This window comes from Nocardioides xinjiangensis (assembly GCF_017916455.1).
GTDB lineage: Bacteria > Actinomycetota > Actinomycetes > Propionibacteriales > Nocardioidaceae > Nocardioides > Nocardioides xinjiangensis.
Map to the genome: position 1 here is coordinate 1,382,692 of NZ_JAFMSY010000001.1, position 24,613 is coordinate 1,407,304.

Annotated in this window: 27 protein-coding genes; 10 read left to right on the forward strand and 17 right to left on the reverse strand. The window is 73.4% G+C overall.

Features of this window, described 5'->3' with window-relative positions:
• Positions 1–34 precede the first annotated feature (34 nt).
• Both J3P38_RS06570 and J3P38_RS06575 read right to left on the reverse strand, forming a co-directional pair.
• Complete coding sequence (locus J3P38_RS06570; RefSeq protein ID WP_210439011.1) at positions 35–1,264, reverse strand: hypothetical protein; 1,230 nt, start codon at positions 1,262–1,264, stop codon at positions 35–37.
• A 2-nt stretch (positions 1,265–1,266) separates the two neighbouring features.
• The gene (locus tag J3P38_RS06575) at positions 1,267–1,620 is read right to left on the reverse strand and encodes a hypothetical protein (RefSeq protein ID WP_210439012.1); all 354 of its coding nucleotides are present in this window, start codon (positions 1,618–1,620) and stop codon (positions 1,267–1,269) included.
• Between the two features lie 205 nt (positions 1,621–1,825).
• Here J3P38_RS06575 and J3P38_RS06580 point away from each other — a divergent pair, with 205 nt between their 5' ends.
• From J3P38_RS06580 to J3P38_RS06590, 3 genes are all read left to right on the forward strand, one after another.
• Positions 1,826–2,908 (forward strand): hypothetical protein, encoded by a 1,083-nt coding sequence (locus tag J3P38_RS06580; protein WP_210503045.1) that lies wholly within the window; start codon positions 1,826–1,828, stop codon positions 2,906–2,908.
• Between the two features lie 9 nt (positions 2,909–2,917).
• Positions 2,918–3,331 carry a hypothetical protein gene (locus tag J3P38_RS06585; RefSeq protein WP_210439014.1) on the forward strand — a complete coding sequence of 138 codons (414 nt, stop codon included), beginning with the start codon at positions 2,918–2,920 and terminating at the stop codon, positions 3,329–3,331.
• An 81-nt stretch (positions 3,332–3,412) separates the two neighbouring features.
• A complete protein-coding gene (locus J3P38_RS06590; protein WP_210503046.1) occupies positions 3,413–4,813 on the forward strand; it encodes a glycoside hydrolase domain-containing protein in 1,401 nt (466 codons plus the stop codon).
• Positions 4,814–4,964: 151 nt separating this feature from the next.
• Here J3P38_RS06590 and J3P38_RS06595 read toward each other — a convergent pair whose 3' ends face one another.
• From J3P38_RS06595 to purS, 3 genes are read right to left on the reverse strand one after another with little or no spacing between them, the layout of a single operon-like run.
• Entirely contained in the window at positions 4,965–5,408 is a 444-nt protein-coding gene (locus tag J3P38_RS06595; RefSeq protein ID WP_210439016.1) for a DUF3817 domain-containing protein, read from the reverse strand.
• Positions 5,405–6,085 (reverse strand): phosphoribosylformylglycinamidine synthase subunit PurQ, encoded by a 681-nt coding sequence (gene purQ / locus J3P38_RS06600; RefSeq protein WP_210439017.1) that lies wholly within the window; start codon positions 6,083–6,085, stop codon positions 5,405–5,407. Before purQ ends, J3P38_RS06595 begins: the two co-directional genes overlap by 4 nt.
• Positions 6,082–6,363 carry a phosphoribosylformylglycinamidine synthase subunit PurS gene (gene purS / locus J3P38_RS06605; protein WP_210439018.1) on the reverse strand — a complete coding sequence of 94 codons (282 nt, stop codon included), beginning with the start codon at positions 6,361–6,363 and terminating at the stop codon, positions 6,082–6,084. The genes purQ and purS overlap by 4 nt, the downstream gene beginning before the upstream one ends.
• A gap of 142 nt (positions 6,364–6,505) precedes the next feature.
• Between purS and J3P38_RS06610 the strand changes: the two genes are divergently transcribed.
• A complete protein-coding gene (locus J3P38_RS06610; RefSeq protein ID WP_210503047.1) occupies positions 6,506–7,351 on the forward strand; it encodes a DUF72 domain-containing protein in 846 nt (281 codons plus the stop codon).
• An 18-nt stretch (positions 7,352–7,369) separates the two neighbouring features.
• Here J3P38_RS06610 and J3P38_RS06615 read toward each other — a convergent pair whose 3' ends face one another.
• The 6 genes from J3P38_RS06615 to J3P38_RS06640 form a co-directional block, all read right to left on the reverse strand.
• Positions 7,370–7,555 (reverse strand): hypothetical protein, encoded by a 186-nt coding sequence (locus J3P38_RS06615; protein WP_246849954.1) that lies wholly within the window; start codon positions 7,553–7,555, stop codon positions 7,370–7,372.
• On the reverse strand, positions 7,555–9,120 hold the full coding sequence (locus J3P38_RS06620) for a long-chain-fatty-acid--CoA ligase (protein WP_210439020.1): 1,566 nt from the start codon (positions 9,118–9,120) through the stop codon (positions 7,555–7,557). The genes J3P38_RS06615 and J3P38_RS06620 overlap by 1 nt, the downstream gene beginning before the upstream one ends.
• Positions 9,121–9,133: 13 nt before the next feature.
• The gene (locus J3P38_RS06625) at positions 9,134–9,682 is read right to left on the reverse strand and encodes an SRPBCC family protein (RefSeq protein WP_307807856.1); all 549 of its coding nucleotides are present in this window, start codon (positions 9,680–9,682) and stop codon (positions 9,134–9,136) included.
• Positions 9,571–10,464 carry a phosphoribosylaminoimidazolesuccinocarboxamide synthase gene (locus J3P38_RS06630; protein WP_210439022.1) on the reverse strand — a complete coding sequence of 298 codons (894 nt, stop codon included), beginning with the start codon at positions 10,462–10,464 and terminating at the stop codon, positions 9,571–9,573. The genes J3P38_RS06625 and J3P38_RS06630 overlap by 112 nt, the downstream gene beginning before the upstream one ends.
• A gap of 56 nt (positions 10,465–10,520) precedes the next feature.
• Entirely contained in the window at positions 10,521–11,069 is a 549-nt protein-coding gene (locus tag J3P38_RS06635) for an antibiotic biosynthesis monooxygenase (protein WP_210439023.1), read from the reverse strand.
• 67 nt (positions 11,070–11,136) lie between these two features.
• Entirely contained in the window at positions 11,137–11,406 is a 270-nt protein-coding gene (locus tag J3P38_RS06640; protein WP_210439024.1) for an acylphosphatase, read from the reverse strand.
• A gap of 62 nt (positions 11,407–11,468) precedes the next feature.
• On the opposite strand from J3P38_RS06640, the gene J3P38_RS06645 reads away from it, so the two are divergent.
• Positions 11,469–12,911: an MFS transporter gene (locus J3P38_RS06645; protein ID WP_210439025.1), complete on the forward strand. Its 1,443-nt coding sequence runs from the start codon at positions 11,469–11,471 to the stop codon at positions 12,909–12,911.
• Between the two features lie 25 nt (positions 12,912–12,936).
• Here J3P38_RS06645 and purB read toward each other — a convergent pair whose 3' ends face one another.
• The 4 genes from purB to J3P38_RS06665 are packed head-to-tail and all read right to left on the reverse strand — an operon-like array spanning position 12,937 to position 17,477.
• On the reverse strand, positions 12,937–14,355 hold the full coding sequence (gene purB, locus J3P38_RS06650) for an adenylosuccinate lyase (RefSeq protein WP_210439026.1): 1,419 nt from the start codon (positions 14,353–14,355) through the stop codon (positions 12,937–12,939).
• Positions 14,352–14,912 carry a DUF402 domain-containing protein gene (locus J3P38_RS18320; protein ID WP_210503048.1) on the reverse strand — a complete coding sequence of 187 codons (561 nt, stop codon included), beginning with the start codon at positions 14,910–14,912 and terminating at the stop codon, positions 14,352–14,354. Before J3P38_RS18320 ends, purB begins: the two co-directional genes overlap by 4 nt.
• Positions 14,905–16,197, reverse strand: coding sequence for a phosphoribosylamine--glycine ligase (gene purD / locus J3P38_RS06660; RefSeq protein WP_210503049.1), 1,293 nt, complete (start codon positions 16,195–16,197; stop codon positions 14,905–14,907). Before purD ends, J3P38_RS18320 begins: the two co-directional genes overlap by 8 nt.
• A complete protein-coding gene (locus tag J3P38_RS06665; RefSeq protein ID WP_210439029.1) occupies positions 16,194–17,477 on the reverse strand; it encodes an adenylosuccinate synthase in 1,284 nt (427 codons plus the stop codon). The genes purD and J3P38_RS06665 overlap by 4 nt, the downstream gene beginning before the upstream one ends.
• 177 nt (positions 17,478–17,654) lie before the next feature.
• Here J3P38_RS06665 and J3P38_RS06670 point away from each other — a divergent pair, with 177 nt between their 5' ends.
• The gene (locus tag J3P38_RS06670) at positions 17,655–18,566 is read left to right on the forward strand and encodes a diacylglycerol/lipid kinase family protein (RefSeq protein WP_307807750.1); all 912 of its coding nucleotides are present in this window, start codon (positions 17,655–17,657) and stop codon (positions 18,564–18,566) included.
• Between the two features lie 40 nt (positions 18,567–18,606).
• On the opposite strand, the gene J3P38_RS06675 is transcribed toward J3P38_RS06670, so the two are convergent.
• A complete protein-coding gene (locus J3P38_RS06675) occupies positions 18,607–19,596 on the reverse strand; it encodes a helix-turn-helix transcriptional regulator (RefSeq protein WP_210439031.1) in 990 nt (329 codons plus the stop codon).
• A gap of 177 nt (positions 19,597–19,773) precedes the next feature.
• Between J3P38_RS06675 and lysS the strand changes: the two genes are divergently transcribed.
• The gene (gene lysS / locus J3P38_RS06680) at positions 19,774–21,492 is read left to right on the forward strand and encodes a lysine--tRNA ligase (RefSeq protein WP_210503051.1); all 1,719 of its coding nucleotides are present in this window, start codon (positions 19,774–19,776) and stop codon (positions 21,490–21,492) included.
• A gap of 40 nt (positions 21,493–21,532) precedes the next feature.
• On the opposite strand, the gene J3P38_RS06685 is transcribed toward lysS, so the two are convergent.
• A complete protein-coding gene (locus tag J3P38_RS06685) occupies positions 21,533–21,997 on the reverse strand; it encodes an acyl-CoA thioesterase (protein ID WP_210503052.1) in 465 nt (154 codons plus the stop codon).
• A gap of 37 nt (positions 21,998–22,034) precedes the next feature.
• Between J3P38_RS06685 and J3P38_RS06690 the strand changes: the two genes are divergently transcribed.
• The 3 genes from J3P38_RS06690 (at position 22,035) to mctP (ending at position 24,600) form a co-directional block, all read left to right on the forward strand.
• Complete coding sequence (locus J3P38_RS06690) at positions 22,035–22,457, forward strand: DUF3151 domain-containing protein (protein WP_210503053.1); 423 nt, start codon at positions 22,035–22,037, stop codon at positions 22,455–22,457.
• Positions 22,458–22,558: 101 nt separating this feature from the next.
• Positions 22,559–22,840, forward strand: a complete 282-nt coding sequence (locus tag J3P38_RS06695; protein WP_307807751.1) for a DUF3311 domain-containing protein — start codon at positions 22,559–22,561, stop codon at positions 22,838–22,840.
• Entirely contained in the window at positions 22,837–24,600 is a 1,764-nt protein-coding gene (mctP, locus tag J3P38_RS06700; RefSeq protein ID WP_210503054.1) for a monocarboxylate uptake permease MctP, read from the forward strand. The genes J3P38_RS06695 and mctP overlap by 4 nt, the downstream gene beginning before the upstream one ends.
• Positions 24,601–24,613 lie beyond the last annotated feature (13 nt).

Here is a 24,613-nt window from a genome sequence, read left to right on the forward strand (position 1 = left end):
ACTGCGGGGCGCTCGTCTCGGGCACGACCCCAATCTACCGGCGCTGTTGCGCGCGCCCCGCCTCGGGAGTCGGCTCGTGGACGCCGTCGACGACCTCGCGGCGCTCGTCATCGGCACGAGCGGCGCGGCCCACCCCGGTGCGGCCCTCCGCCCGGCCCTCCGCCCGGCCCTCCGCCCGGCCCTCCACCCGACCCTCTGCCGGGCGATCCGACCGGCCGCCCGCGAGGCGCTGCGCCTCGCGCTCGGCGCGGCGGGCAGCACGCTCCGCGCGCTTCTCCCCCAGCACCGCCCGCTTGGACTCCCTGGCCGCCTCCCTCGCTGCTTCCGCGGCCGCCTTGTCCCGGGCGGCGCGCGCGGCGGCCTGCTCCGCGGGAGCCCGCTCCGGGCGTGGCGCCGCCGTCGGTGACGGCCCGGTGCGGCCGCTCGGGGTGCCGCGCGACGTCGTCCCGGCGCGCGCGGCCACGGCGCCGGCGCCCACGCCGCCGATGGGCGGCGCGACCGTGGACGCGGGCGTGCCCCCGCGTCGCCGGGCGGGCAGCCCGCCGGCCGCGGCCGCGGCGGCGCCCAACGGCGCGACGGCAGCCGCGGAGATGCCGGTGAGGTCCGGGAGCGACGCCGCGACCCGGCCCAGGGGCGGCAGTGCGGTCGCGACGCCGCCCTGCGCAGCGCCCGGCACGGACGTGGCGACGGCCGGGGCGGTGCCGACGCCGGACGCCTCCGGCACCGGACCGGCGCCGGGGAACGTGCCGCCTGCGAGCGTCGTCAGCTCGGTGCGCACCGTGACGAGATCGGCCCGCGCCGACCGCAGCCGTGCGCCCTCCTGGTCGAGCGCCAGCGTCAGGCGGCGACGGATCTCCTCCGCCTCCGCCTCGCCGGCCGTGACGGTGCCGCGCTCGTCGTCCTCCGCGGGCGCGAAGACCAGGTGGCGCGCCTCACCGACGACCTCGTGCGGGACCATCGCGACCTTCGTCCACGCCTGGTCCAGCTCCTTCTGCGCCTCGGTGAGGAGGGAGCTCACGGCGCAGAGGAGGCGGGAGACCTGGGCGGCGAGCGTGGTGAACCGGTCCAGGTTGTCGAGCACCCGGCGGCGGTGGTCCTCGTAGCTCTCGGCGGACGACGCGTCCCAGCCCTCGGTGGTCCGCCGAGCCGCGTCGACGAGCTCGTCGCCGTGGCGCGCCATGAGCGTGCCCACCTCGGCCCACCGCCGGGCGGCGGTCTCGAGCGGCCGGACGTCGGCACGCAGCTCCCAGGGGTGGGCCGGCACGGTCAGCGACCCCCCTGCCCCGGCGGGATGGCGGGGACGTCCTGGCCCAGCAGGTGGACGGTCCGGTCGAGGTCGGACGCGACGGCGTCGTCGGCCCGTACGGCGTCCTGCGCCGCGTCGACCAGCCCGGAGACGCCGAGGTCGAGGGCGTCGGTCAGCGCGAAGACGACGTCGCCGGCGTCCGTCAGCGAGTCGAGGTAGGACGCCGTGAGGCCGGCAGCGCCCGCAGCGTCGCCGAGGCGGTCACAGGCCGCGGACAGCTCGGGGAGGGCGTCGACCCAGTCCTGGCGCATGGCCGCCAGGATGCGCTCCGACGAGGCCGCCAGCTCGACGAGCCTGGCCGGCTCGACCTGCATCAGGGAACGCCTGCCGCTTCCGCTCACCTCACCTCGATACCCGCGCGGACGACCGGCGAAACACCCACCCGGCGGTCCTGCGGACGAGTCGATCCGCAACCGTCGGTTTCGCCCGGGCGGGATCGGGGAAGTCGACCAACGACGCGCTGAGCGCCACCTCCTCGCCCAGCCACCGGAACCCCCAGGAGCCGCGATGAACGCCGTGATGACCGTCGACCTTTCGGAGCTCGACGCCTGGACCGTCCAGGTGCAGCGAGCCGGCGACGACCTGGCCGGCATCGCGCGCAACGGGGGTCACAGCCTGGTCCAGGCCGACTTCGGCCCCATCCTGGAGACCATGACGGGCGCCTACCACGCGCTCCTCCCGTCGCTGCACCAGTCGCTGGAGGACAACGGCGCCGGGATGCGCGACCACGCCGAGGCTCTGCGCGCCACCGCCCGCGACTTCACCCTGACCGAGGACGGCATCGTCCGTCGCCACCAGGCCCGCGGCGTCGACGGTCGGGACGGATCCGCCGGGTTCTGGGACGTCGCCGACACCACGATCCGCCGTGCTGCTCCGACCGAGACCAGCCTGCCCCGCATCAGCCTCGGGTTCCCCTACGACACCGTGTGCGACCTGGTGCGGATGCTCACCGGCTTCGACATCCGCGCCGAGCTGGCCGACAGGATCGGTGGTGACGTGGTCGGCGCGTCCAGCCAGGGCTCGTGCCTCGGGAACCTCGGTCAGTCGATGCAGGGTGTCGCCGCCAACCTGCAGAGCGGCGGGCAGACCATCTCCCGCACGTGGCAGGGCGGCGCCTCCGACGCGGCGATCAGGCAGATCGGCACCTGGGTCGGGTCGCTCGACGCCCAGGCCGGCCAGCTCGTCCAGATGGGTCAGACCGTCGTCCAGATCTGCCGCGACGCCTGGCAGACCGCGCTGTCGGTGGTGCAGTGCGTGCAGTCCGCGGTGCAGACCGTGTCGTCCGCGCTCGCCACCATGAGCATCCCCGGCGTCGGCTGGGCCCGCGTCGTGCAGGCGGTGTGGCAGGCGTTCGAGGCGGTGATGAAGGCGTACAAGGCCCTCGTGAAGCTCATCGACGTCCTCACGCAGGTGCGCTCGCTCATCGAGAGCGTGAAGGGCTTCTTCGACGGCGATAGGGCGCCCGTCTCCAGGCCGACCGCGCCCGCCGCGACCGGTGCGCTGAGCAGCCTCACACGCGACCCCGGCACCGTCACGACGCCGACCATCGGCCAGCGGCCGGCACCCGTCGCGCCGGCCGCCCCCGCGGCCGTCACGGCGTAGGCGCCCGGCATGGACGAGCCCCGCAGCCAGGCCGAGATCCTCGCGGCCATCGCCGCGGCCCGCGAGGACCTGACGGCCGGCCTCGCCGACCTCAGGGCGACCGTCGAGGAGCTGAACGCCCGCCCGCTGCTCACCGAGGACGAGAGGGAGGCCCTCGAGGAGCAGGCGCGGTCGGGCGAGCTCGGGGAGGACATGCAGGCGCTGGTCGCGAGGATCACGAGCGGGGAGGACACCTGGGAGCGGGTGTTCTCGGGCGAGTCCCCCAACGGCGCCCTGCTGCAGGGACACCTCTCGAGGATGGTCGAGGAGCACCAGGAGGACATCGCCCTCGCCTTCGAGGAGCTGGTCGAGCAGGAGGAGGCGAGGGGCAACTACCTCCTCGACGAGGTGCCGGACCGCGGCTCCGGAACTACCGCAGTGTAGTTCACGCGAACCACTGTTACGGCTGTGACTGGAGTGGTTTCGTGGCGCCCGCCCGCCCACACCCCGCCTGCTGGAGTCCTCATGCGACGCCTCGCCCTCGCCGCCCTCGCGCTCGTCCTCGTCCCCGTCGTCGGACCCGCTCCCGCGACCGCTGACGGAGCCGGCTCCCGCGCGGCCGGCACGCCTGCGGCCGGCGCGCCTGCGGCCGGCGCGCCTGCGGCCAGCGCCCGGAAGCTGGCCACCCAGCGCCAGATCGCCCTGGCCACCCCGGGCGACTTCACCGGTCACGGCTTCGACCAGTGCCTGGCGCCGACGCAGGCGGCGATGGACACGTGGTGGCGCACGTCCCCGTTCTCCGCGGTGGGCATCTACATCTCCGGCGACTCGCGCGCCTGCCGCTCCCAACCGAACCTCAGCCCGACCTGGGTCGCGACCCAGGTCGCGCGCGGCTGGCGGCTGCTCCCGATCGCCCTCGGCCCGCAGGCCTCCTGCCAGCCGCGGTTCCCCCGCTACAAGGACGACTTCTCGATCTCGCCGAACCCGACGGGCGGCTACGCCCAGGCGGCCCGGCAGGGGGCGGCCGAGGCCGACAAGAACGCCGCCGACGCGGCGGCGTACGGGATCGGGCCCGGCAGCACGATCTGGTACGACCTCGAGGGCTTCGACCTCGGCAACACCCACTGCCGCGAGTCGGCGCTGGTCTTCACCTCGGCGTGGGTGACGCGGATCAAGGCGCTCGGCTACGTGGCCGGCTTCTACTCCAGCGCCAGCTCCGGCATCAAGATGCTCGACGACGCGCGGCGGCTGCGGCCCGGCCGGTTCGCGCTCCCCGACCGCATCTGGATCGCCCGCTGGGACGGTGCGGCCAACACCTCCACGACGTACATCCCCGAGGACGGCTGGCGCCCGGGCGGCCGGATGAAGCAGTACCGCGGTGGCCACGACGAGACGTGGGGCGGCGTCACGATCAACATCGACAGCAACTTCATCGACCTCGGCGCAGGCTCCCAGCCCCGGCCGGAGGGCCGCTGCCCCGGCACCCGGCTCGGCTACTGGAAGTACCCGACGCTCTCGCCCGCCTCGGCGCAGGCGACGCGCGTGAAGGTGCTGCAGTGCCTGCTCAAGGAGCAGGGCACCTACTCCGGTGCGGTGAGCGGCTCGTACGACGCGGCCACGATCGCCGCCGCCCGGGCCTGGCAGGCCGCCCGCAGGTTCACCCCGACCGACACCTTCGAGAAGCGGCACTGGGTCGCCCTGCTCTCCGCGGGGGCACGTACGACGGTCAAGCGCGGCTCCTCCGACGAGGCGGTGCACCGGCTGCAGCGCGCGCTCAACGCGGCCGGCGCCGGGCGGTTCCGCGCGACCGGCGTGTTCGACGCGAAGACCGAGTCGGCGCTGCGGGCGTACCAGTCCCGCCTCCGGATCGCGGTCTCCGGGGTCGCGACGCGGCAGACCTGGAACAAGCTCCAGCGGGGGTTGTGAGGGCGGCGGCCTTCTCGAATCCCCCGCTTAAGCGGGGGATTGCGAACTTCCGGGGCCTGCACACCCCGAGAAGTTCGCAGACCCCCGCCTAAGCGGGGGATCAGGGGGCGGGTGGGGCGGACCGGCGGACCGGCGGGCCGCCGCCCGCGCGTCAGGCCGGAGGACCGACGAGGAGCGCCACGCCGGTCAGGCCGGCGACGGCGACGAGGCCGACCAGCAGGCCCTGGGCGGGGCGCCGCAGGAGCCACGCGGTGACCGTCTCCAGCGGCCCGCGGGGGTGCTCCGAGCGCAGCCGCCAGGCGTCGCCGAGCAGCCTGGAGCGCTCGGCGTACCTCTCGAACGGCACCGTCGCGAACGGCGGCACGGCGGCGACCAGGCCCAGCGCCAGGCGGCTCACCGGCCACCGCTGGTCGACCCACAGCAGCACCGTCGCCAGGCAGTACGCGATGAACACGACGCCGTGCACCATGCCGAAGACCCGGACCCCGAGCTCGGTCGTCTCGGTGACGTACTTGAGGAACATGCCGGTCAGGAGCAGCGCCCAGGTGACCGCCTCGGCGACCGCGACGACGCGGTGGAGCCGGCGTGGGGTCACGCGGAGGCTCCGGCGAAGGCGTGCTCCACCAGCGAGGTGAAGAAGCCCAGTCCGTCGGTGCCGGGGCCGGTGAGGTCCTCCACTGCGTGCTCGGGGTGCGGCATGAGCCCCACGACGTTGCCGCGCTCGTTGGAGATGCCGGCGATGTCGCGCAGCGAGCCGTTGGGGTTGCCGTCGAGATAGCGCGCGACGACGCGGCCCTCGCCCTCGAGCAGGTCGAGGGTGTGCTCGTCGGCGACGAAGCCGCCCTCGCCGTTCTTGAGCACGATGGTGACCTCCTGGCCCGGTGCGTACGCCGAGGTCCACGGGGTGTCGACGCGCTCCATGCGCAGCCGCTGGTCGACGCACACGAACCTGCGGTGGTCGTTGCGGATCAGCGCACCGGGCAGCAGGTGCGACTCGCACAGGATCTGGAAGCCGTTGCAGATGCCCAGCACCGGCATGCCCTTGCCCGCGGCCTCGATCACCGAGGTCATCACCGGCGCGAAGCGCGAGATGGCCCCGCAGCGGAGGTAGTCACCGTAGGAGAAGCCGCCGGGCAGCACGACCGCGTCGACGCCCTTGAGGTCCTCGTCGCCGTGCCAGAGGGCGACGGCCTCGTTGCCGCCGATGCTCACCGCGCGGCGGGCGTCGACGTCGTCGAGCGAGCCGGGGAACGTGACGACGCCGACCCTCATCGGCCCGCCCCCTGGGCGACCTCGGCCACGGAGTGCTCCTCGACGTGGACCTCGAAGTCCTCGATCACCGGGTTGGAGAGCAGCGTCCCGGCGACCTCCTCGATCCGGGCCAGCACGGCGTCGGTGATCTCGCCGTCGACCTGCAGCTCGAACCGCTTGCCCTGACGGACGTCGGTGACGAGGTCGAACCCGAGGCGGGGCAGTGCTCCGAGCACCGCCTTGCCCTGGGGGTCGAGGATCTCTGGCTTGGGCATGACGTCGACGACGACTCGGGCCACGAAGTGCTCCTGGGGACAGGCTGGAGGGGGCGAGCACGATTCTAGTGACCGGGCGGCCGGGTCCGAAGTCGGCGACGCATGCCCGGACGCCAGGCGGGTACGCGGGGTGCTCACCGTGCGACGGAGGTGGCAGGAGGTGCCCATGATCCGGGTCGGCATCTCCGGCTGGAGGTACGCCGGGTGGCGCGGGCAGTTCTACCCGCCGGGGCTTCCGCAGCGGCTCGAGCTGGCCCACGTCGGCGAGCGGATGACCAGCGTCGAGGTCAACGGCTCGTTCTACTCGCTGCAGCGGCCGTCGAGCTGGCGGACGTGGGCCGAGCAGGTGCCCGAGGACTTCCTCTTCGCCGTCAAGGGCCCCCGGTTCATCACGCACATGAAGAAGCTCGTGGACGTCGAGGTGCCCCTCGGCACGTTCCTCGCCTCCGGCGTGCTGTCGCTCGGCGACCGGCTGGGGCCGATGCTGTGGCAGCTGCCGCCCAACCTGGGCTTCCACCCCGACCGGCTGGCGTCCTTCTTCGACCTGCTCCCGCGTCGCACCACCGACGCCGCCGCGTACGCCGCCGCCCACCACGACCCCGACCGGCTCAAGGAGCCCGCCGACCCCACGACGCCGGTCGACCGGCCGCTGCGGCACGTCCTGGAGGTCCGGCACCGCTCCTTCCGCACCCCCGAGTTCTGCGAGCTGCTCCGCGCCCACGACATCGGCATGGTCGTCGCCGACTCGGCGGGCACGTGGCCGATGTTCGACGAGGTCACGAGCTCGCTCGTCCACGTCCGCCTGCACGGTGACGAGGAGCTGTACGCCAGCGGGTACTCCGACGCCGCCCTCGACATGTGGGCCGACAAGGTCCGGGGCTGGGCGGCGGCCGGCCTCGACGTGCTCGTCTACTTCGACAACGACGCCAAGGTGCACGCCCCGTTCGACGCGATCGCGCTGCAGGAGCGGCTCGGCATCACGCCCGCGGGGCCGAGGCCCCCGCCCCGGTGACGCTCCGTCGGCCGTAGGTCACCTGGGGCGGCGCGACGCCGCGATCACCAGCGCGACGCCGAGCCCGGCGACGAGCGGCCCGATGATCGCCCACACGGCCTCGTCGGTCATCGGGCTGCCGCCGACGTAGCCGAGGCCCTGGCCGGTCCACAGCGCGCCGACGAGGACCATGAGCACACCGAGGGCGACGAGCAGTGCACGCATCAGGCCAGCTCCCGCTTGAGGATCTTGCCGGTGGCGGTCATGGGCAGCGCGTCGACGAACTCGACGATCCGCGGGTACTTGTAGGCCGCCATCTGGTCCCTGGCCCACGCGACCAGCTCGTCCTCGGTGAGGTCCGCGCGCTCGGCGCGGATGACGAAGGCCTTGATCTCCTCGCCGTGGCTCTCGTCGGGCACGCCGATGACGGCCGCCAGCGACACGCCGGGGTGGGTCAGCAGGACCTCCTCGATCTCGCGGGGGTACACGTTGTAGCCGCCGCGGATGATCATGTCCTTGGACCGGTCGACGATGTAGTACCAGCCGTCGGAGTCCTTGCGGGCCAGGTCGCCGGATCGGAACCAGCCGTCGACGATCGCCTCGGCGGTCGCGTCGGGGCGCCCGTGGTAGCCCTTCATGACGTTGGGGCCCTTGATCGCGATCTCGCCGACGACGTCCTCGCCCTCGTCGAGGTCCTCGCGCACGCCGGGCTCCGGGCTGATCAGCTTCATCTCGACCCCGGGGATGGGGACGCCGATCGAGCCCACCCGCACCGGCTCGCCGTACACCGAGAAGCTGGCCACCGGCGAGGTCTCCGATAGTCCGTAGCCCTCGAGGATCGTCACCCCGAAGCGGCGCTCGAACTCCTTGTGCACCTCGACCGGCAGCGCGGAGCCGCCGGCGACAGCGACGCGCACCCGCTCGGCCACCGTCCGCACGTCGACGCCGGAGTCGTCGAGGGCGCCGAGCAGGCCCCAGTACATCGTGGGGACGCCCGCGAAGAAGGTGACGCCCTCCTTCTCCATCAACGACAGCGCGGGGCCGGCCTCGAACCGCGGCAGCAGCACGATCGTTCCGCCGAAGGCGAACCCGGCGTTCATGATCACCGTCTGGCCGAAGGAGTGGAAGAGCGGCAGGACGCAGAGCAGGGTGTCGGGGCGCTCGGCGTCGGCGTCGAACAGCTGGTCGCTGACGAGGGCGTTGGAGATCATGTTGCGGTGCATCAGCTCGGCGCCCTTGGGCTGGCCGGTGGTGCCGGAGGTGTAGAGGATGACCGCGGTGTCGTCGCCGTCCACGTCGCGGGTCTCGAAGACCGGCGACCGGCCGACGAGCGCCTGACCGAGCGTCTGGGCCCCCGGGATCGGCGACTCGGCGGCCGGGTCGGCGGTGATGACGAAGAAGTGCTCGCAGCCTGCGGCCTGCTCGAAGCCGGCGTGCCCCTCGGCGCCGATCGGCAGCTCGGCGGTGCCCTGGAAGCAGAAGTACGCCTTCGCGTCCGAGTCGTCGAGGTGGTAGGCCACCTCGCGTCCCTTGAGCAGCACGTTGAGCGGCACCACGGTCGCCCCGGCCTTGAGGATCCCGTAGTAGACGATCGGGAAGTGCGGCAGGTTCGGGCAGCTCAGCGCCACCTTGTCGCCCGGCTCGATGCCGCGGGAGACCAGCAGGTCGGCGACCTGGTTGGCGGCGGCGTCCACCTGTGCGTACGTCAGGCGCGTGTCGCCGAGCACGAGCGCCGTGCGGTCGGGGTGGGCCTCGGCGGAGCCTTCGAGGAGCGAGGAGAGGTTCGGCATGGCGCCAACCTACTCAGGGCGCCTGCCGATCGGCGAGGATCCGGCCGGCCTTGCGCAGGTCCGCCGCGATGGCGCCGGAGGCCAGCACGCCGGCCGCCACGGCCGGCAGCGCCCACAGCCCGCGCCCGTCGACCTCGCCCTCCGCGCGCACCCGGCAGCCGCCCGGCAGCTCGGTGAAGTGCAGCGCGAGGGTGGCGGTCACCCCGCGCCAGCGGCCCCGCTCGGCCCAGACGCGGAACGGCACCAGCTCGGTCGTCTCCAGGTGGGGGCGCACGCCGACCGTGGTGGTGTCGCGCCACACCTGCCCGAGGTGCGGCTCCTCGTCGGCGGGCACGTCGACCGAGCGCAGCGAGGACTGCCACTCGGGCCGGTTGCGGGGGTCGCAGAGGTAGCGGAAGGCCGTCTCCGCCGGGACCGGCAGCCGCACGGCCGCCTCGATGCGACGGGCGCTCAGAACCGCTCCCCGGTCAGCAGCTCGTAGGCCTCGACGTAGCGGGCCCGGGTGCGCTCCACGACAGCGTCCGGCAGCGGCGGCGGCGCCTCGCCCGACGTGCGGTCCCAGCCGGACTCGCCGGTGAGCCAGTCGCGCACGATCTGCTTGTCGTACGACGCCTGCGCGCGGCCCGGCTGCCACTGGTCGGCCGGCCAGAAGCGGCTGGAGTCGGGGGTCAGGACCTCGTCGGCGAGGATCGTCGTACCGTCCGGCCGCCGGCCGAACTCGAGCTTGGTGTCGGCCAGGATGATGCCGCGGCCGCGCGCCAGCGCGTGCGCCCGGTCGTAGACCTCCATGGTGAGCCTGCGCAGCTCCGCGGCGGCATCCCCACCGACCGCGTCGACGACGGCGGCGTAGTCGACGTTCTCGTCGTGGTCGCCCAGGGCGGCCTTGGTCGCGGGCGTGAAGACGGGCTCCGGCAGGCGGCTGCCGTCCTCGAGACCCGGCGGCAGCGCGATGCCGCACACCTCGCCGGTGCGGCGGTAGTCGAGCAGGCCGGACCCCGTGAGGTAGCCGCGCGCCACGCACTCGACGGGGAACATCTCGAGCCGCTCGCAGATCACGGCACGGCCGGACACGGCGGCCGGCACGTCGGTCGAGACGACGTGGTTGCCCACCAGGCCGGACAGCTGGTCGAACCACCACAGCGACATCCGGGTGAGGATCTCGCCCTTGTCGGGGATCGTGGAGTCGAGGACGAAGTCGTAGGCCGAGATGCGGTCGCTGGCGACCATCAGCAGCCGGCCCTCGTGCTCACCGCCGTCGATGCGGTAGAGGTCGCGCACCTTGCCGGAGTGCAGGTGGGTGGTGCCCTCGACCACCGGGGCGGCGGGGATGTTCAGCTCGGCCACGCGCCGAGCCTAGTGCGCGCGGCCCGGTCAGGGGACGGCCCGCCGCCGTGCGGGACCTACCGGTGCAGCCACCAGCTCATGCGCCTGGTCATGAACGGCAGGAAGACGTAGGTCATCAGCGGCGTCATCACCGTGGTCACGAGCGCCACGCGCGGCACGAGCGGCCAGTCCGAGATGGTGCGCGAGGCGACGAAGTTGGCGAGCAGGCTCAGCGGCAGGAACACCATGAAGATGACGATCATCTGCTTCCACCGCGGGGGCGCCACCGGTGCGGCGCTGAGCATCTCGACGGACGCCGGCTCGTCGAACCAGCCCTCGATCCCCGTACGCCGCTCACGGCTCTTCTCCTCCACGCTGCCCTGGGCCGCCTCGAGCCACCACGCGCGCTGCGGGGAGGCCTCCCAGGCGGCGAGCGAGTCGGCGTCGGCGAAGCGGTAGAGCATGTGCCACTCCGAGGAGTCCTCGCTGGGACGCACCCAGCCCGACCCGAGGAAGCCGTCGAACCGCTCGGCCAGCGACGTCCCCGCCTGCACCCAGGCCAGCATCTCCGTCGTCCGCGACGGGTCGACGTGGCGGGTGACGGACACGGTGACGGGGGCGGTCATGGCGCCAGTGTCGTGGGCACGGACCCGCCGCGCGAAGCCGAGGACGACGAGATCCCGGCCACGTCGTTCAGCCGACGACCTCGAAGCCGCCGGCGCCGCCGACCTGCGCGTCGCGGACCGCGACGTGCTCCACGCGCGCCGTGGCCGGGCCGTCGTGGCACCACGCGACGAGGGCGTCGACCGCCTCGTCGTCGCCCTCCGCGTGCAGGAGCACCGAGCCGTCCGGCTCGTTGCGCACCCATCCCGCGACGCCGAGCCGGCGCGCCTGCTCCTGGGTGTACCAGCGGAAGGAGACGCCCTGCACCCGTCCGGTCACGCGCACCTGGACTGCCTTCACACCACCATGATGGACCCTCCCGGATGGTCCGCGGCGTGGCACCGGATGGAAGGCTGGCGTCGATGACCCGGAGCGAGGAGACCGACGCCGCCTCGGCGGAGGCGTCGGCGTACGAGCCGGACCCGCGCCGCTGGCGCGTGCTGGCCGTGTCGCTGGTCGTCGGCTTCATGTCGCTGCTCGACGTGACCATCGTCAACGTCGCCGTCCCCTCGATCCGCTCGAGCCTGGACACCTCGGCCGCGACCATCCAGTGGGTCGTCTCGGGGTACGCCCTCGCGTTCGGCATGACGCTGGTAGCCGGCGGGCGGCTCGGCGACGCGCACGGCCGCCGCCGGCTGATGACGATCGGCCTCGTCGGCTTCGTGGTGTCCAGCGCCGCCGTCGGGCTGGCGCCCAACGCCGCGGCCATCGTGCTCGCCCGGCTCGTGCAGGGCGCCAGCGCCGGGCTGCTGACACCGCAGAACTCCGGCCTGATCCAGCAGCTGTTCCGGGGCGAGGAGCGCGGGCGCGCCTTCGGCATGTTCGGCTTCACCGTGGCCGTCGCCTCGGCCACCGGACCGCTCATCGGCGGTGCCCTCATCGGCCTGCTCGGCGAGGAGGACGGCTGGCGCTCGCTGTTCCTCGTGAACGTGCCGATCGGGCTCGTGGCGCTGGTGCTGATCCGGCGGATGGTGCCCGACAACGACGCGGGGGCGGAGGCCGAGAAGGACCCCCGCGTCGACCTCGTCGGCGCGGTGCTGCTCGGCCTCGCGGTCCTGGCCGTGCTCTTCCCGCTCATCAGCCTCGAGGGCGGGGCCGGGCTGCCGCTGGTGCTGCTGGCGGCCTTCCCGCCGCTGGCCTGGGCGTTCGCGCGGTGGGAGCGGCGCACCGTCCGGCTCGACCGCCCGCCCCTGCTCGACGTCTCGCTGCTCAGCGGACTGCCGGGCTACGCCAACGGCCTGCTCGTCGGCACGCTGTACTTCACCGGCTTCACCGGGATCTTCCTCGTGCTGTCGGTGCACCTGCAGGAGGGCGAGGAGTTCGCACCGCTGCACGCGGCGCTGCTGATGACGCCCTTCGCCGTCGGCGCCGCCACCACGTCGCCGCTCGCCGGCCGGCTGGTCGGCCGGATCGGGCGGCGCGTGACGCTCCTCGCGCTGTCGGTGATGATGACCGGCACCGCCCTCGCCGCGTGGCTGGTCACCCAGCCCTCCGACCGGCTCTGGTGGACCTTGGCGCCGGCGATGTTCCTCGCCGGGGTCGGCGGCGGGGGTGTCATCTCCCCCAACTTCACCCTCACCCTCGCCGACGTGCCGCCACGCATGGGCGGGGCGGCGGGCGGCGCCCTCCAGACGGGCCAGCGGATCGGCTCCGCGCTCGGAGCTGCCCTGCTGATGACCGTCTACCAGGCCGTCGACGCCGTGGCCTCGGCGCCGGTCGCGGCGCGCTCGGCCCTGGTCGCTGCGCTCGCCGTGCTGTCGGTCGCGCTCGCCGCCGCTGTCCGGTCCTGGCGGCTCGGGGACTGACCGGTCCGCGCCGACCGGTCCGGCGTCAGAGGATCGCGCCGGGGGCGTACGCCGCCGCGCCGGGATGCCGCTGCGCCAGCGCCTCGACCCGGGCCACGACCGCGCGGGTCTGGGCCACCGCGGCGCCGGTGAACTCGATCGGGTCGGCGACGAGCGTGTCGATCTGGTCGCGGGTGAGCCCGAGCCGCTCGTCGGCGGCGAGCTTGGCGAAGACGTCGTTGTCGGCCTGGCCCGAGCGCATCGCGAGGGCGGTGCCGACGGCGGCCTCCTTGATCGCCTCGTGCGCGGCCTCGCGGCCGACGCCGTTGCGCACCGCCGCCATCAGCACCTTGGTGGTGGTGAGGAACGGCAGGTAGCGGTCGAGCTCGCGCTGGATCACCGCCGGGAAGGCGCCGAACTCGTCGAGCACCGTGAGGAAGGTCTGGAAGAGCCCGTCGGTGGCGAAGAACGCGTCGGGCAGCGCGACCCGGCGCACGACCGAGTCCGACACGTCGCCCTCGTTCCACTGGTCGCCGGCGAGCTCGCTGATCATCGACAGGTGGCCGCGCACGACCACCGCGAGGCCGTTGACCCGCTCGCACGAGCGGCTGTTCATCTTGTGCGGCATCGCCGACGAGCCGACCTGGCCCTCCTTGAAGCCCTCGGTCACCAGCTCGTTGCCGGCCATCAGCCGGATCGTCGTCGCCAGGTTCGACGGGCCGCTGACCAGCTGCACCAGCGCCGACACCACGTCGAAGTCGAGCGAGCGCGGGTAGACCTGGCCGACGCTGGTCAGCACCTGCTCGAAGCCGAGGTGGCGGGCGACCCGCTCCTCCAGCGACGCGAGCTTCGCGGCGTCGCCGTCGAGCAGGTCGAGCATGTCCTGCGCCGTGCCCATCGGCCCCTTGATCCCGCGCAGGGGGTAGCGGGCGAGCAGCTCCTCGATGCGCTGGACCGCGATGAGCATCTCGTCGGCGACGGTGGCGAAGCGCTTGCCGAGGGTGGTGGCCTGGGCGGCGACGTTGTGCGAGCGTCCGGCCATCGCGGTCGTCTCGTGCTCGGCGGCGAGCCTCCCGAGGCGCACCAGCGCGGCCACCGCCCGGTCGCGCACGACCTCCAGCGAGCGGCGCACCTGCAGCTGCTCGACGTTCTCGGTGAGGTCGCGCGAGGTCATGCCCTTGTGGATGTGCTCGTGCCCGGCGAGCGCGGAGAACTCCTCGATGCGCGCCTTCACGTCGTGGCGGGTGACCCGCTCGCGGGCGGCGATCGAGTCGAGGTCGACGCGGTCGACGACGCTCGCGTAGGCCTCGACGACGCCGTCGGGCACCGCGATGCCGAGGTCGCGCTGCGCCTTCAGCACGGCGATCCAGAGCTGCCGCTCGAGGACGATCTTGTGCTCGGGCGACCAGATCTCGGCGAGGTCGGCACCGGCGTAGCGGGTGGCCAGCACGTTGGGGACGTTCACGACCCGATCCTCCCATCCTGCGGCGTCCAGCCGTCCCACGGCGCCCACCAGCGGTCGTCGCGGTCGAGCAGGTCGGCGACCTCGCTCGCGGCGGCGAGGACGGCGAGCAGCTCGTCCTGCGTGATGCGGCCCGACGCGAGCGCCGGCGCGAGGTGGTGGACGTCCTTCCACCGCCACGACCCGTCGGGGTCGATGACGACGTCGAGCTGGAGGTCGTCGACGTCGACGCCGTCGGCGGTGCGCAGGACCGGTGTCTCGAAGTTGACGTACCAGGAAAGGAAGAAGAGGCCGTCGGCGCTGAAGAACTTCCACACCGAGTACCAGTCGCCCGCGCGGCGCAGCTTGAGGACGGTCGTGCCGGTCCACGCGGCGAGGTGTCCCCACGGGTGCGGGAACGGGTGGTCGGCGAACGCCAGGGGTGTGCCGTCGGCCACCACGCTCGCGAGGAGGTGACCGTCGTCGGAGACCACGCGCTCGTCCCACGAGGCCCACTCCGCGCCGTGCAGCACCTCGCGCACGTGCAGCGCGGCGCCGGGCGGGAACGGGGCGTCAGCCACGCGAGGCGGCGCCCTCGACGACGCCGAGCGGCTCGGCGGCGATGTCGGAGCGTCGCTGCAGGCCGTCGAAGGAGATCAGGTCGGCGGCGGCGTACGCGCGCGCTCGGGCGTCGGCGACGTCGTACCCGACGGCGCGTACGGCGAGCACCCGGCCGCCGGCGGTGACGAGGTGGCGGTGGTCGGGGTCGCCCTCCTCGGGTGCGGCGACGATCGCCGTGCCGGCGTGGATCACGTCGACGTCGTGGACGCCGTTCGCGCTGCCGACCCCGCGGATCACGTCTCCCGTGGACGAGGTCTCGGGGTAGCCCGCGCTGGCCAGGACGACCGACACGGCCGCGCCGTCGGCGAACGTCGGCTCGGGTGCGGACGCCAGGTCGCCCTCGGCCGCCGCCAGCAGCAGCGCGCCCAGCGGGGAGGTGAGCAGCGCGAGGACCGGCTGGACGTCGGGGTCGCCGAAGCGGCAGTTGAACTCGATGACCTTCGGGCCCGCGGCGGTCAGCGCGAGACCGACGTAGAGGCAGCCGACGAAGGGCGCTCCGCGGCGCCGCATCTCCGCCAGCGTCGGGGCGACGACGTCGGCCATCACCGTGTCGACGACGCCGTCGGGCAGCCAGGCCAGCGGGGCGTACGAGCCCATGCCGCCGGTGTTGGGTCCGCGGCCGCCGTCGAAGATGCGCTTGAAGTCCTGGGCGGGCAGGAGCGGGCGGCCGACGGCGCCGTCGCAGACGACGAACAGGGAGAACTCCGGACCGTCGAGGAACTCCTCCACCACGACCCGGTCGCAGCCGGCCGCGTGGGCCAGGGCTGCCTCGCGGTCGCCGGTCACGACGACGCCCTTGCCGGCGGCCAGCGCGTCGTCCTTGACGACGTAGGGGGCGCCGAAGGCGTCGAGCGCCGCGGCGACCTCCTCGGGGGTCGTGCAGGTGCGCGAGCCCGCGGTCGGCACGCCGGCCGCGGCCATCACGTCCTTGGAGAACGCCTTGGAGCCCTCGAGCCGCGCGGCGGCGCGGGAGGGACCGAAGACGGCCGCGCCGGCCGCCCGCACGGTGTCGGCGACGCCCGCGACGAGGGGCGCCTCGGGGCCCACGACGACCAGGTCGGCACCGACGGCGGTGGCGAGGGCGGCGACGGCCTCGCCGTCCATCGGGTCCACCTCGTGGAGGGTGGCGACCTCGCCCATGCCCGGGTTGCCCGGAGCGGCGTGCACCTCGCTGCCCGGCTCGGCGGTGAGGGCGAGGACGAGCGCGTGCTCGCGCCCGCCGCTGCCGACGACGAGCGTCCTCACCCGCGCACCACCACGGTCTGCTCGCGGCCCGGGCCGACGCCCACGCCCCAGATGGGGGCACCGGACATCTCCTCGAGCGCCTCGACGTAGGCCTGCGCGTTCCTCGGCAGCTCGTCGAAGGTGCGGCAGCCGGAGATGTCACTCTGCCAGCCGTCGAAGTACTCGTAGACTGGCGTGGCGTGGTGGAACTCGGTCTGCGTCATCGGCATCTCGTCGACCCGCTCGCCGTCGACCTCGTAGGCCACGCACACCGGGATGCGCTCCCACGCCCCGAGGATGTCGAGCTTGGTGAGGAAGAACTCCGTCAGGCCGTTGACCCGGCTCGCGTAGCGGGCCACCACCGCGTCGTACCACCCGCACCGGCGGGTGCGGCCCGTGGAGACGCCGACCTCGCCGCCGAGCTGCTGCAGGCGCGCGCCGTCCTCGTCGAACAGCTCGGTCGGGAAGGGCCCCGAGCCGACGCGGGTCGTGTAGGCCTTGATCACCCCGATCACGCGGTCGATGCGGGTCGGGCCGACGCCGGCGCCGACGCACACGCCGCCGGCGACGGGGTTCGACGACGTCACGAACGGGTAGGTGCCGTGGTCGACGTCGAGCATGGTGGCCTGCGCGCCCTCGAACAGCACGGTCTGGCCGGCGTCGAGCGCCCGGTTGAGCAGCAGCGAGGTGTCGCACACCATCGGCCGCAGCCGCTCGGCGTACGACGTCAGCTCCTCCACGACCGCGTCCACCTCGATGGCCCGCCGGTTGTAGACCTTGGTGAGCAGGTGGTTGCGCACGTCGAGGGCCGCCTCGACCTTCTGCGTGAGGATCTTCTCGTCGAACAGGTCGGCGATGCGCACGCCGACGCGGTTGGTCTTGTCGGCGTAGGCCGGCCCGATCCCGCGTCCGGTCGTGCCGATCTGGTTCTTGCCGAGGAAGCGCTCGGTGACCTTGTCGATCGTGGCGTGGTAGCTCGCGATGACGTGGGCGTTCGCGCTCACCTTGAGGTCGGCCACCTCCACGCCGCGGGCGAGCAGCCCGTCGAGCTCGCGGAACAGCGCCTCCGGCGAGACCACCACGCCGCCGGCGATGACGGAGGTGGCGCCGGGCGTGAGGATGCCGCTGGGCAGCAGGTGGGTGGCGTACTTCTCGCCGTTGACGACGATGGTGTGGCCGGCGTTGTGGCCACCGCTCGTGCGGACCACGTAGTCGATCGGGTCCGTGGTGGCCAGCAGGTCGGTGGCCTTCCCCTTGCCCTCGTCGCCCCACTGGGCGCCGAGCACGACGATCGCGGGCATCTCAGCCCTCCTCTGTCTCACGGCTCTGCCTCACGGCGGGACCACCGGATGGAGCCAGCACATGGGAACAGCCCCGGCACGAGGCACGGGGCTCTTGCGGCCCCACGCTACCGCACCCGGGCGGTGTGCCCCGGCGGGCGTCCCGGGGGCGGGGCCGCGGTGGGCTATGGTCCGGCCGTGCGATCCCTCCTCGTCATCACCAACGCCGAGGCCGGCACCTCCGACGAGGTGAGGCTCAACTCGGCGCTGTCGGTGCTGCGCGACAAGGCGTCGGTCGAGGTGGAGCGGACCTCCAACCCCGGCGAGCTCGACGGCGTGCTGCACCGCGCCGGCGGGCGCACGGTCGTGGTGGCCGGCGGCGACGGGAGCCTCCACGCGGTCGTGACGGCGCTGCACAAGCGCCACGAGCTCGCCGACGCCACGCTCGGGCTGCTGCCGATGGGCACCGGCAACGACTTCGCCCGCGGCAACGACATCCCACTCGACATCGAGGACGCCGCGCGCCTGGTGCTGTCCGGGCGTCCGCGCCGGGTCGACCTCATCGTCGACGAGACCGGCAACGTGGTGGTCAACAACGTGCACGTCGGCGTGGGCGCGCAGGCGAGCCGCAAGGGCGCGAAGTGGAAGACCCGGCTCGGCGCCGTCGGCGTCGGCAGCGTCAACCTCGGCCGCCTCGGCTACCCGATCGGCGCGCTCCTGTCGGCCTTCCACCCACCGAGCTGGCGCCTGCGCGTGGAGCTCGACGGGACGGTGGTCAACGACGTCGACCGGCCGGTCCTCATGGTCGCCATCGGCAACGGCGCGCAGGTCGGCGGCGGCACCGAGCTCAACCCGGACGCCGACACCGAGGACGGCCTGCTCGACGTGATGATCAGCCGGGCCGTGTCGCCGACGGCCAAGCTCGGCTACGCCGCCGGCCTGCGCAAGGGCGAGCACGACGAGCGCGACGACGTGGTCACGCTGCGCGGCACCTCGGTGAAGGTCAGCGGCGACGAGTTCTGGCTGTCCGCCGACGGGGAGGTCTCCGGCCCCGAGCGCAGCCGCAGCTGGCGCCTGGAGCGCGCGGCGTACTCGATGATCCTGCCCTGAGCAGGGGGACCACCGCCCAGGCCCGCCCAGGGCCGCCTGCCTAGAGCCAGCCGCGCCGGACCGCCTCGGCGCCCGCCTGGAACCGGGTGTCGACGCCCAGCTCGGTCATCAGGCTCGCGACGCGGCGACGCACGGTGCGCAGTCCGAGCCCCAGCTTGCGGGCGATGACCTCGTCGGTCGCACCGGCCATCAGCTGGTCGAGGAGGAACTGACGCTCGTCGGGGTGCCCGGTGCCGGTCTCGAGCTCGGGGACCGGCGCGGCGCGCGACCACAGGAGCTCGAACCACATGGTCAGTGCCGCCACGATCGAGCGCTGCCTCACGTGGACGCGCGGCTCGTCGGTGTAGCCGATCGGCTCGGGCAGCACCGCGTGGGCGTCGCCGAGGATGAACATGCGCGTGGGGAGCTCCGACATCACCCGCACCTGCTCCCCGAGCCGCGCCCGGGCCCGCAGCGCCTCGGGCGCCTCGGTCAGCGCGCGGACCGGGTAGATCGCGCGCGAGCGTCGTCCGCTGGCGATCGCCTCCCCGAGCAGCTCGCCGACCCGGGACTCACGAGGCAAGGCCCACGCGTCAGGCCGCAGCCACAGCATGTCGCCCCGGCTGGTCCGCATCATGAGGTGCAGCAGCTCCAGCGGGTCGCCGCCCGAGCTCAGCTCGCCGTCGAGCGGGCGGATGTCGCTGAGGTCCCCGACGTCGGGGCGGGTCGCGGCCGCCACGAGGTGCGGCAGCGCGCGGGACAGCTCGTGCAGCCGGGACGCCGAGGTGGCGGCGAGGCGTGACTCCTGCTCGACGAGGTCCGAGAGCACCTCCGCGAGCGGCGGCACGACCAGCCTGTCCTCGTCCAGCACCACCAGGCCGAGGGCCTGCAGCGGGGCGAGCCGCCCCAGGAGGCTGGCGGGCGGCTCCTGCACGAGCCGGGCGACGCCGACGAGGGTGTGCCCCGAGACCGGCACCAGCCGGAAGTACAGCTGCTCGGCCCGCCGGTCAAGGCCCAGCGCCGCGAGGACCGAGGACGGGTCTGCTGCCATGCTGGCAGGTTACTGCCAGCGGCACTTATGACCACGGTGGCAGCGACCGGCCACTTCATACTGGTCCCGGCCGGTCGCGGACGGGGGTGCGCGGCGGCCCGCTCCCTGGGAGCACAGCGTCGGAGCCGCCACGGGGGACGGCTCCGACGCCCCGGCAGCCCCGATAGCCTTGCGCCCATGGCACGAGGTGGACAGCAGGGCGATCCGGTCGACTGGGTGACGCGGGCGGCGGACGACGCCGTACGCCACGCCGGCGACGGCCTGGTGACCGTCGCCTCCGGCGCCTCCCCCAGCGGCCCGATCCACCTGGGCAACCTGCGCGAGTTCATCACCCCGCACTTCGTCGCCGAGGAGCTGAGGCGCCGCGGCGTGCCGGTGCGCCACCTGCATTCCTGGGACGACTTCGACCGCTTCCGCAAGGTCCCGGCGGGCGTGCCGGCCGAGTGGGCCGACCACATCGGCCGCCCGCTGACCGCCGTGCCGGACCCGTGGGAGTGCCACGCCAACTGGGCCGAGCACTTCAAGGCGCCCCTGCAGGCGGCGCTGCGCGACCTCGGCGTCGAGATGGAGGAGATCTCCCAGACGCAGATGTACACCTCCGGCGCCTACCGCGAGCAGGTCCTCCGGGCGGTCGCACGGCGCGACGAGATCGAGGCGGTGCTCGCCCGGCACCGCACCAGGAAGGTCACCGCCGGCGAGGACGCGTCCGCCCAGGAGGCCGCCGACCTCGCCGACTCGGTCGCCAACGAGGACGCCGAGCCGGCCGCCGGGGGCACCGGCGACGCGATCGCCCGGTTCCCCTACCGCCCCTACTGCCGCCAGTGCGGCCGCGACACGGTGACCACCACGGCGTACGACGACGCCACCACGACGCTGTCCTACACCTGCTCCTCGTGCGGCTACGAGGGCACCACCGACCTGTCCACCGACACCGACGGCAAGCTCGTGTGGAAGGTCGACTGGCCGATGCGCTGGGCCTACGAGTCGGTCAACTTCGAGCCGGCCGGGCGCGACCACATGACCCCCGGCTCGTCCTACACCGTCGGCACCGAGATCGTGTCGTCGATCTTCGACTGGCGCGCGCCGGCACGCGTCATCTACGCGTTCGTCGGGTTCGCCGGCGTGCAGAAGATGTCGTCGTCGGCCGGAGGCGTCCCGACCGCCGCCGACGCGCTGCGGATCCTCGAGGCGCCCCTGCTGCGCTGGCTCTACGTCCGCCGCGCCCCCACCCAGGCCTTCGACATCGACTTCGGTCCCGCCGTCGTCCGCCTCTACGACGAGTGGGACGCCCTCGGCCGCAAGGCCGCCGACCCCGCCAAGGCCGACGTCGCCACCCTGGCGTGGCACCGCGCCTCGGCGACCGCCTCGGCGGGGCGCCTGCCGACCCCGGCCGTCGCGGTCCCGTTCCGCACCCTGTCGTCCGTCGCCGACGTGACCGCCGGCTCGGCCGAGCTCATCTCGCGGGTCATCGAGTCCTCGGGCTTCCCCCACGCCTCCGTCGCCGACCTCGAGCCGCGGCTGTCCAAGGCGATGCAGTGGACCGCCGAGCACGTGCCGGCCGACGAGCGCACCACGGTGCGCGAGACGCCCGACGCCGAGCGCCTCGGCTCGCTCACCGAGGACGAGCAGCTGTGGCTGCGGATCTTCCTCGACCGGCTCCCCTCCGACCCGGACCTCGACACCGTGACGTCCGTCGTCTACGGCGTCCCGAAGGTCGCCCGCGGCCTCGGGTTCGACGACGCGCCCACCGACGAGGTGAAGGCCGACCAGAAGGACTTCTTCCGCCTGCTCTACAACCTGCTGGTCTCCGCCGACCGCGGGCCGCGCCTGCCCACCCTGGTGCTGGCGCTGGGGCCGGCGAGGGTGCGGCAGCTGCTGGGCGCGCCCGAGTCCTGACCTTGCGTCGCCCGGGCCCGGGAGGGGCTCGACCGGAGGTTCAGCGGCGGAAGCCCACCGGGTCGCCGAGGTAGCGCTCGAGATCGGTGCGCACCGCGTCACTGATCGTCCACGCGGACTGGGCATGGTGGTCCCACAGCACGTTCACGCATTCCCACACCGCCGCCGGACCCCCGCCCGCCTCGACGCGGAGCTCGGCGGCGACGGTGAACGACGAGCGGCCGACCCGTGAGACCCAGAGGGAGGCGAGGAACGGCTGGTAGGGCACGAACCGCATCTCGGAGTGGTACTCGATCGTCTGCGAGGCGACGAGCTCGGAGACCCCGGGATCGGTCCCGTGGAGCAGCCCGGTCGCGCCGTCCGGCAGGCCCGGCAGGCGGGCGAACCGCAGAAACTCGTAGCGCGCCTCGTCGAGCACCCGGACCGCCTCGACGTTGTCGACGTGCCCGGCGAGGTTGATGTCGCGGTAGCGCGCCTGGATCTCGGTCGTGAAGGTCTGGCCCATGGGGGAAGTGTGTCGGACCCCCGCCTAGGGTGGGGCCATGACCTCCGCCTTCGGCCGTGACCTGATGGCCGGTCCGCCGCCCACGCACCTGCCCGCCGACCCCGCCGACGCCGAGCTGTCCGGCGGTGACGCACCGGCAGCCGTCGTACGCCGCCACCCCGCCTCGCCGGCCGCCTGGGCCGCGCTCGCCCAGCAGGCGCTGGACGCCGGGGCCGACGACGTGACCGTCTACGCCTACGCGCGCGTCGGCTACCACCGCTCGCTCGACATGCTGCGCCGCAACGGGTGGAAGGGCCACGGGCCGGTGCCGTGGGAGCACGAGCCCAACCGCGGGTTCCTGCGCGCCCTCGCCCTGCTCGCGCTCGCGGCACGCGCCATCGGCGAGACCGACGAGTGGGGGCGCTGCTCGACGTTCCTGCGCGACTCCAGCCCCGCGGCGGCCGACGCGCTGCTGGGCTGAGCCGCCGGCCGCTCGTACCGCTCGGCGCGCCGGAGCGACCGCTGGCCGCGTCACCGCTGAGGGTGGGTGACGACCGTCACGGCGGGAGTAGTGTCTCGCGCGTGAATTCCGGGACCACACCGCCGCCGCGCCCCGACCAGGGCCCACCCCCCACCGACAAGCGCAAGATGGCCCTCGCGGCCGTCCTGCTCGCGATCCCCGTCGTCGTGCTCCTCTGGGTGCCGCACTACGCCCGGGTCGAGCCCAGGCTGTTCGGCTTCCCCTTCTTCTTCTGGTACCAGTTCCTCTGGGTCTTCCTCTGCTCGGCGATGACCTACGCCGCCTTCCGCCTCACGCTCTCCGCGCGCGGCAAGACCTCGCACGAGGCCGGTGAGGACCGATGACCCCCCAGCTCACCGGGCACTCCCTCGCGGCGGCGGCCGACACCGGCGGCGTCAACGGCGTCGCGCTGTCGGTGCTGATCGCCCTGTTCCTCCTCGTCACCGTGGCCGGGTTCATGGCCACGCGGTTCAAGCGCGCGGAGTCCATGGAGTCGCTCGAGGAATGGGGGCTCGGCGGGCGCACGTTCGGCACCTGGATCACGTGGTTCCTGCTCGGCGGCGACCTCTACACGGCGTACACCTTCGTCGCCGTGCCCGCGGCGATGTTCGCGACCGGTGCGGTCGCCGGCTTCTTCGCGGTGCCCTACACGATCATTCTCTACCCGATCATCTTCATCTTCATGGCGCGGCTCTGGTCGGTGAGCCACCGTCACGGCTACGTCACCCCGGCCGACTTCGTCCGCGGCAGGTACGACGACCGCGGGCTGTCGCTGGCCGTCGCGATCACGGGCTTCGTGGCCACGATGCCCTACATCGCCCTGCAACTCGTCGGCATCCAGGCGGTGCTCGAGGTGGCCGGGCTCGGCGGCGGCGACAACATCGTCGCCAAGGACGCGCCGCTGTTCATCGCCTTCGCGGTGCTCGCCGCCTACACCTACTCGAGCGGCCTGCGGGCGCCGGCGGTGATCGCCTTCGTCAAGGACATCTTGATCTACCTCGTGATCATCGTCGCGGTGATCTACCTGCCCGGGCAGGTCGGCGGCTGGGAGGCGATCTTCGGCGCGGCCGAGGAGAAGATGGCCGCCAACAACGCCGCCGCGACCGAGGCGGGGCTGAACCCGACCTCGTCGTTCGTGCCCGGCTCCGGCGCGTTCTGGGCGTACGCCACCCTGGCCCTCGGGTCGGCGATGGCGCTGTTCATGTACCCGCACTCCGTGACGGCGTCGCTGTCGTCGAGCTCGCGCAACACGATCCGTCGCAACGCCTCCATCCTGCCGGCGTACTCCTTCGTGCTCGGCCTGCTGGCCCTGCTCGGCTGGGTGGCCATCGCGGCAGGGACGCAGCCGATCGGGCTCGACGGCGAGCCCAACGCGCAGCTGGTGATCCCGCAGCTGTTCGAGGACATGTTCCCGTCGTGGTTCGCGGGCGTGGCCTTCGCCGCCATCGCGATCGGCGCGCTGGTGCCGGCCGCGATCATGTCGATCGCCGCGGCCAACACGTTCAGCCGCAACATCTACAAGGAGTGGCTGAAGAAGGACGCGACCCCGGCGCAGGAGGCGAAGGTCTCCAAGCTGATGTCGCTGCTGGTCAAGGCCTTCGCGCTGGTGTTCGTGCTGACGCTCGACAAGCAGAACGCCATCAACTTCCAGCTCCTCGGCGGCATCTGGATCCTGCAGACCTTCCCGGCCATCGTGTTCAGCCTCTTCACCCGGTGGTTCCACCGCTACGGCCTGCTGGCCGGCTGGGCGGTCGGCATCGCGTACGGCACGATCGAGGCCTACCAGGTCGTCAACCCGGTGACCGGCAAGCACTTCGGCGGCTCGACGGCGCTGATCCCGGGCATCGGCGAGCTGGGCTACATCGCGGTGACCGCGTTCGTGATCAACGTCGTGGTCGCTGCCGTGGTGAGCGCGATCCTCCACGCCACGAAGGTGTCCAACGGGCGCGACGAGACGATCCCGTTCGACTACTTCGCCGACGCCGACGACCCGCGGGTGCAGAAGGACCTCGTCGAGCACGACGCCGACGACGAGACCAGCTCCCGGGCCCCGCACCACGAGGCCGACGGCGACGACGTGACGGGCGGCGCGCCGGCGCGCTGACGTTCGGGGCTGC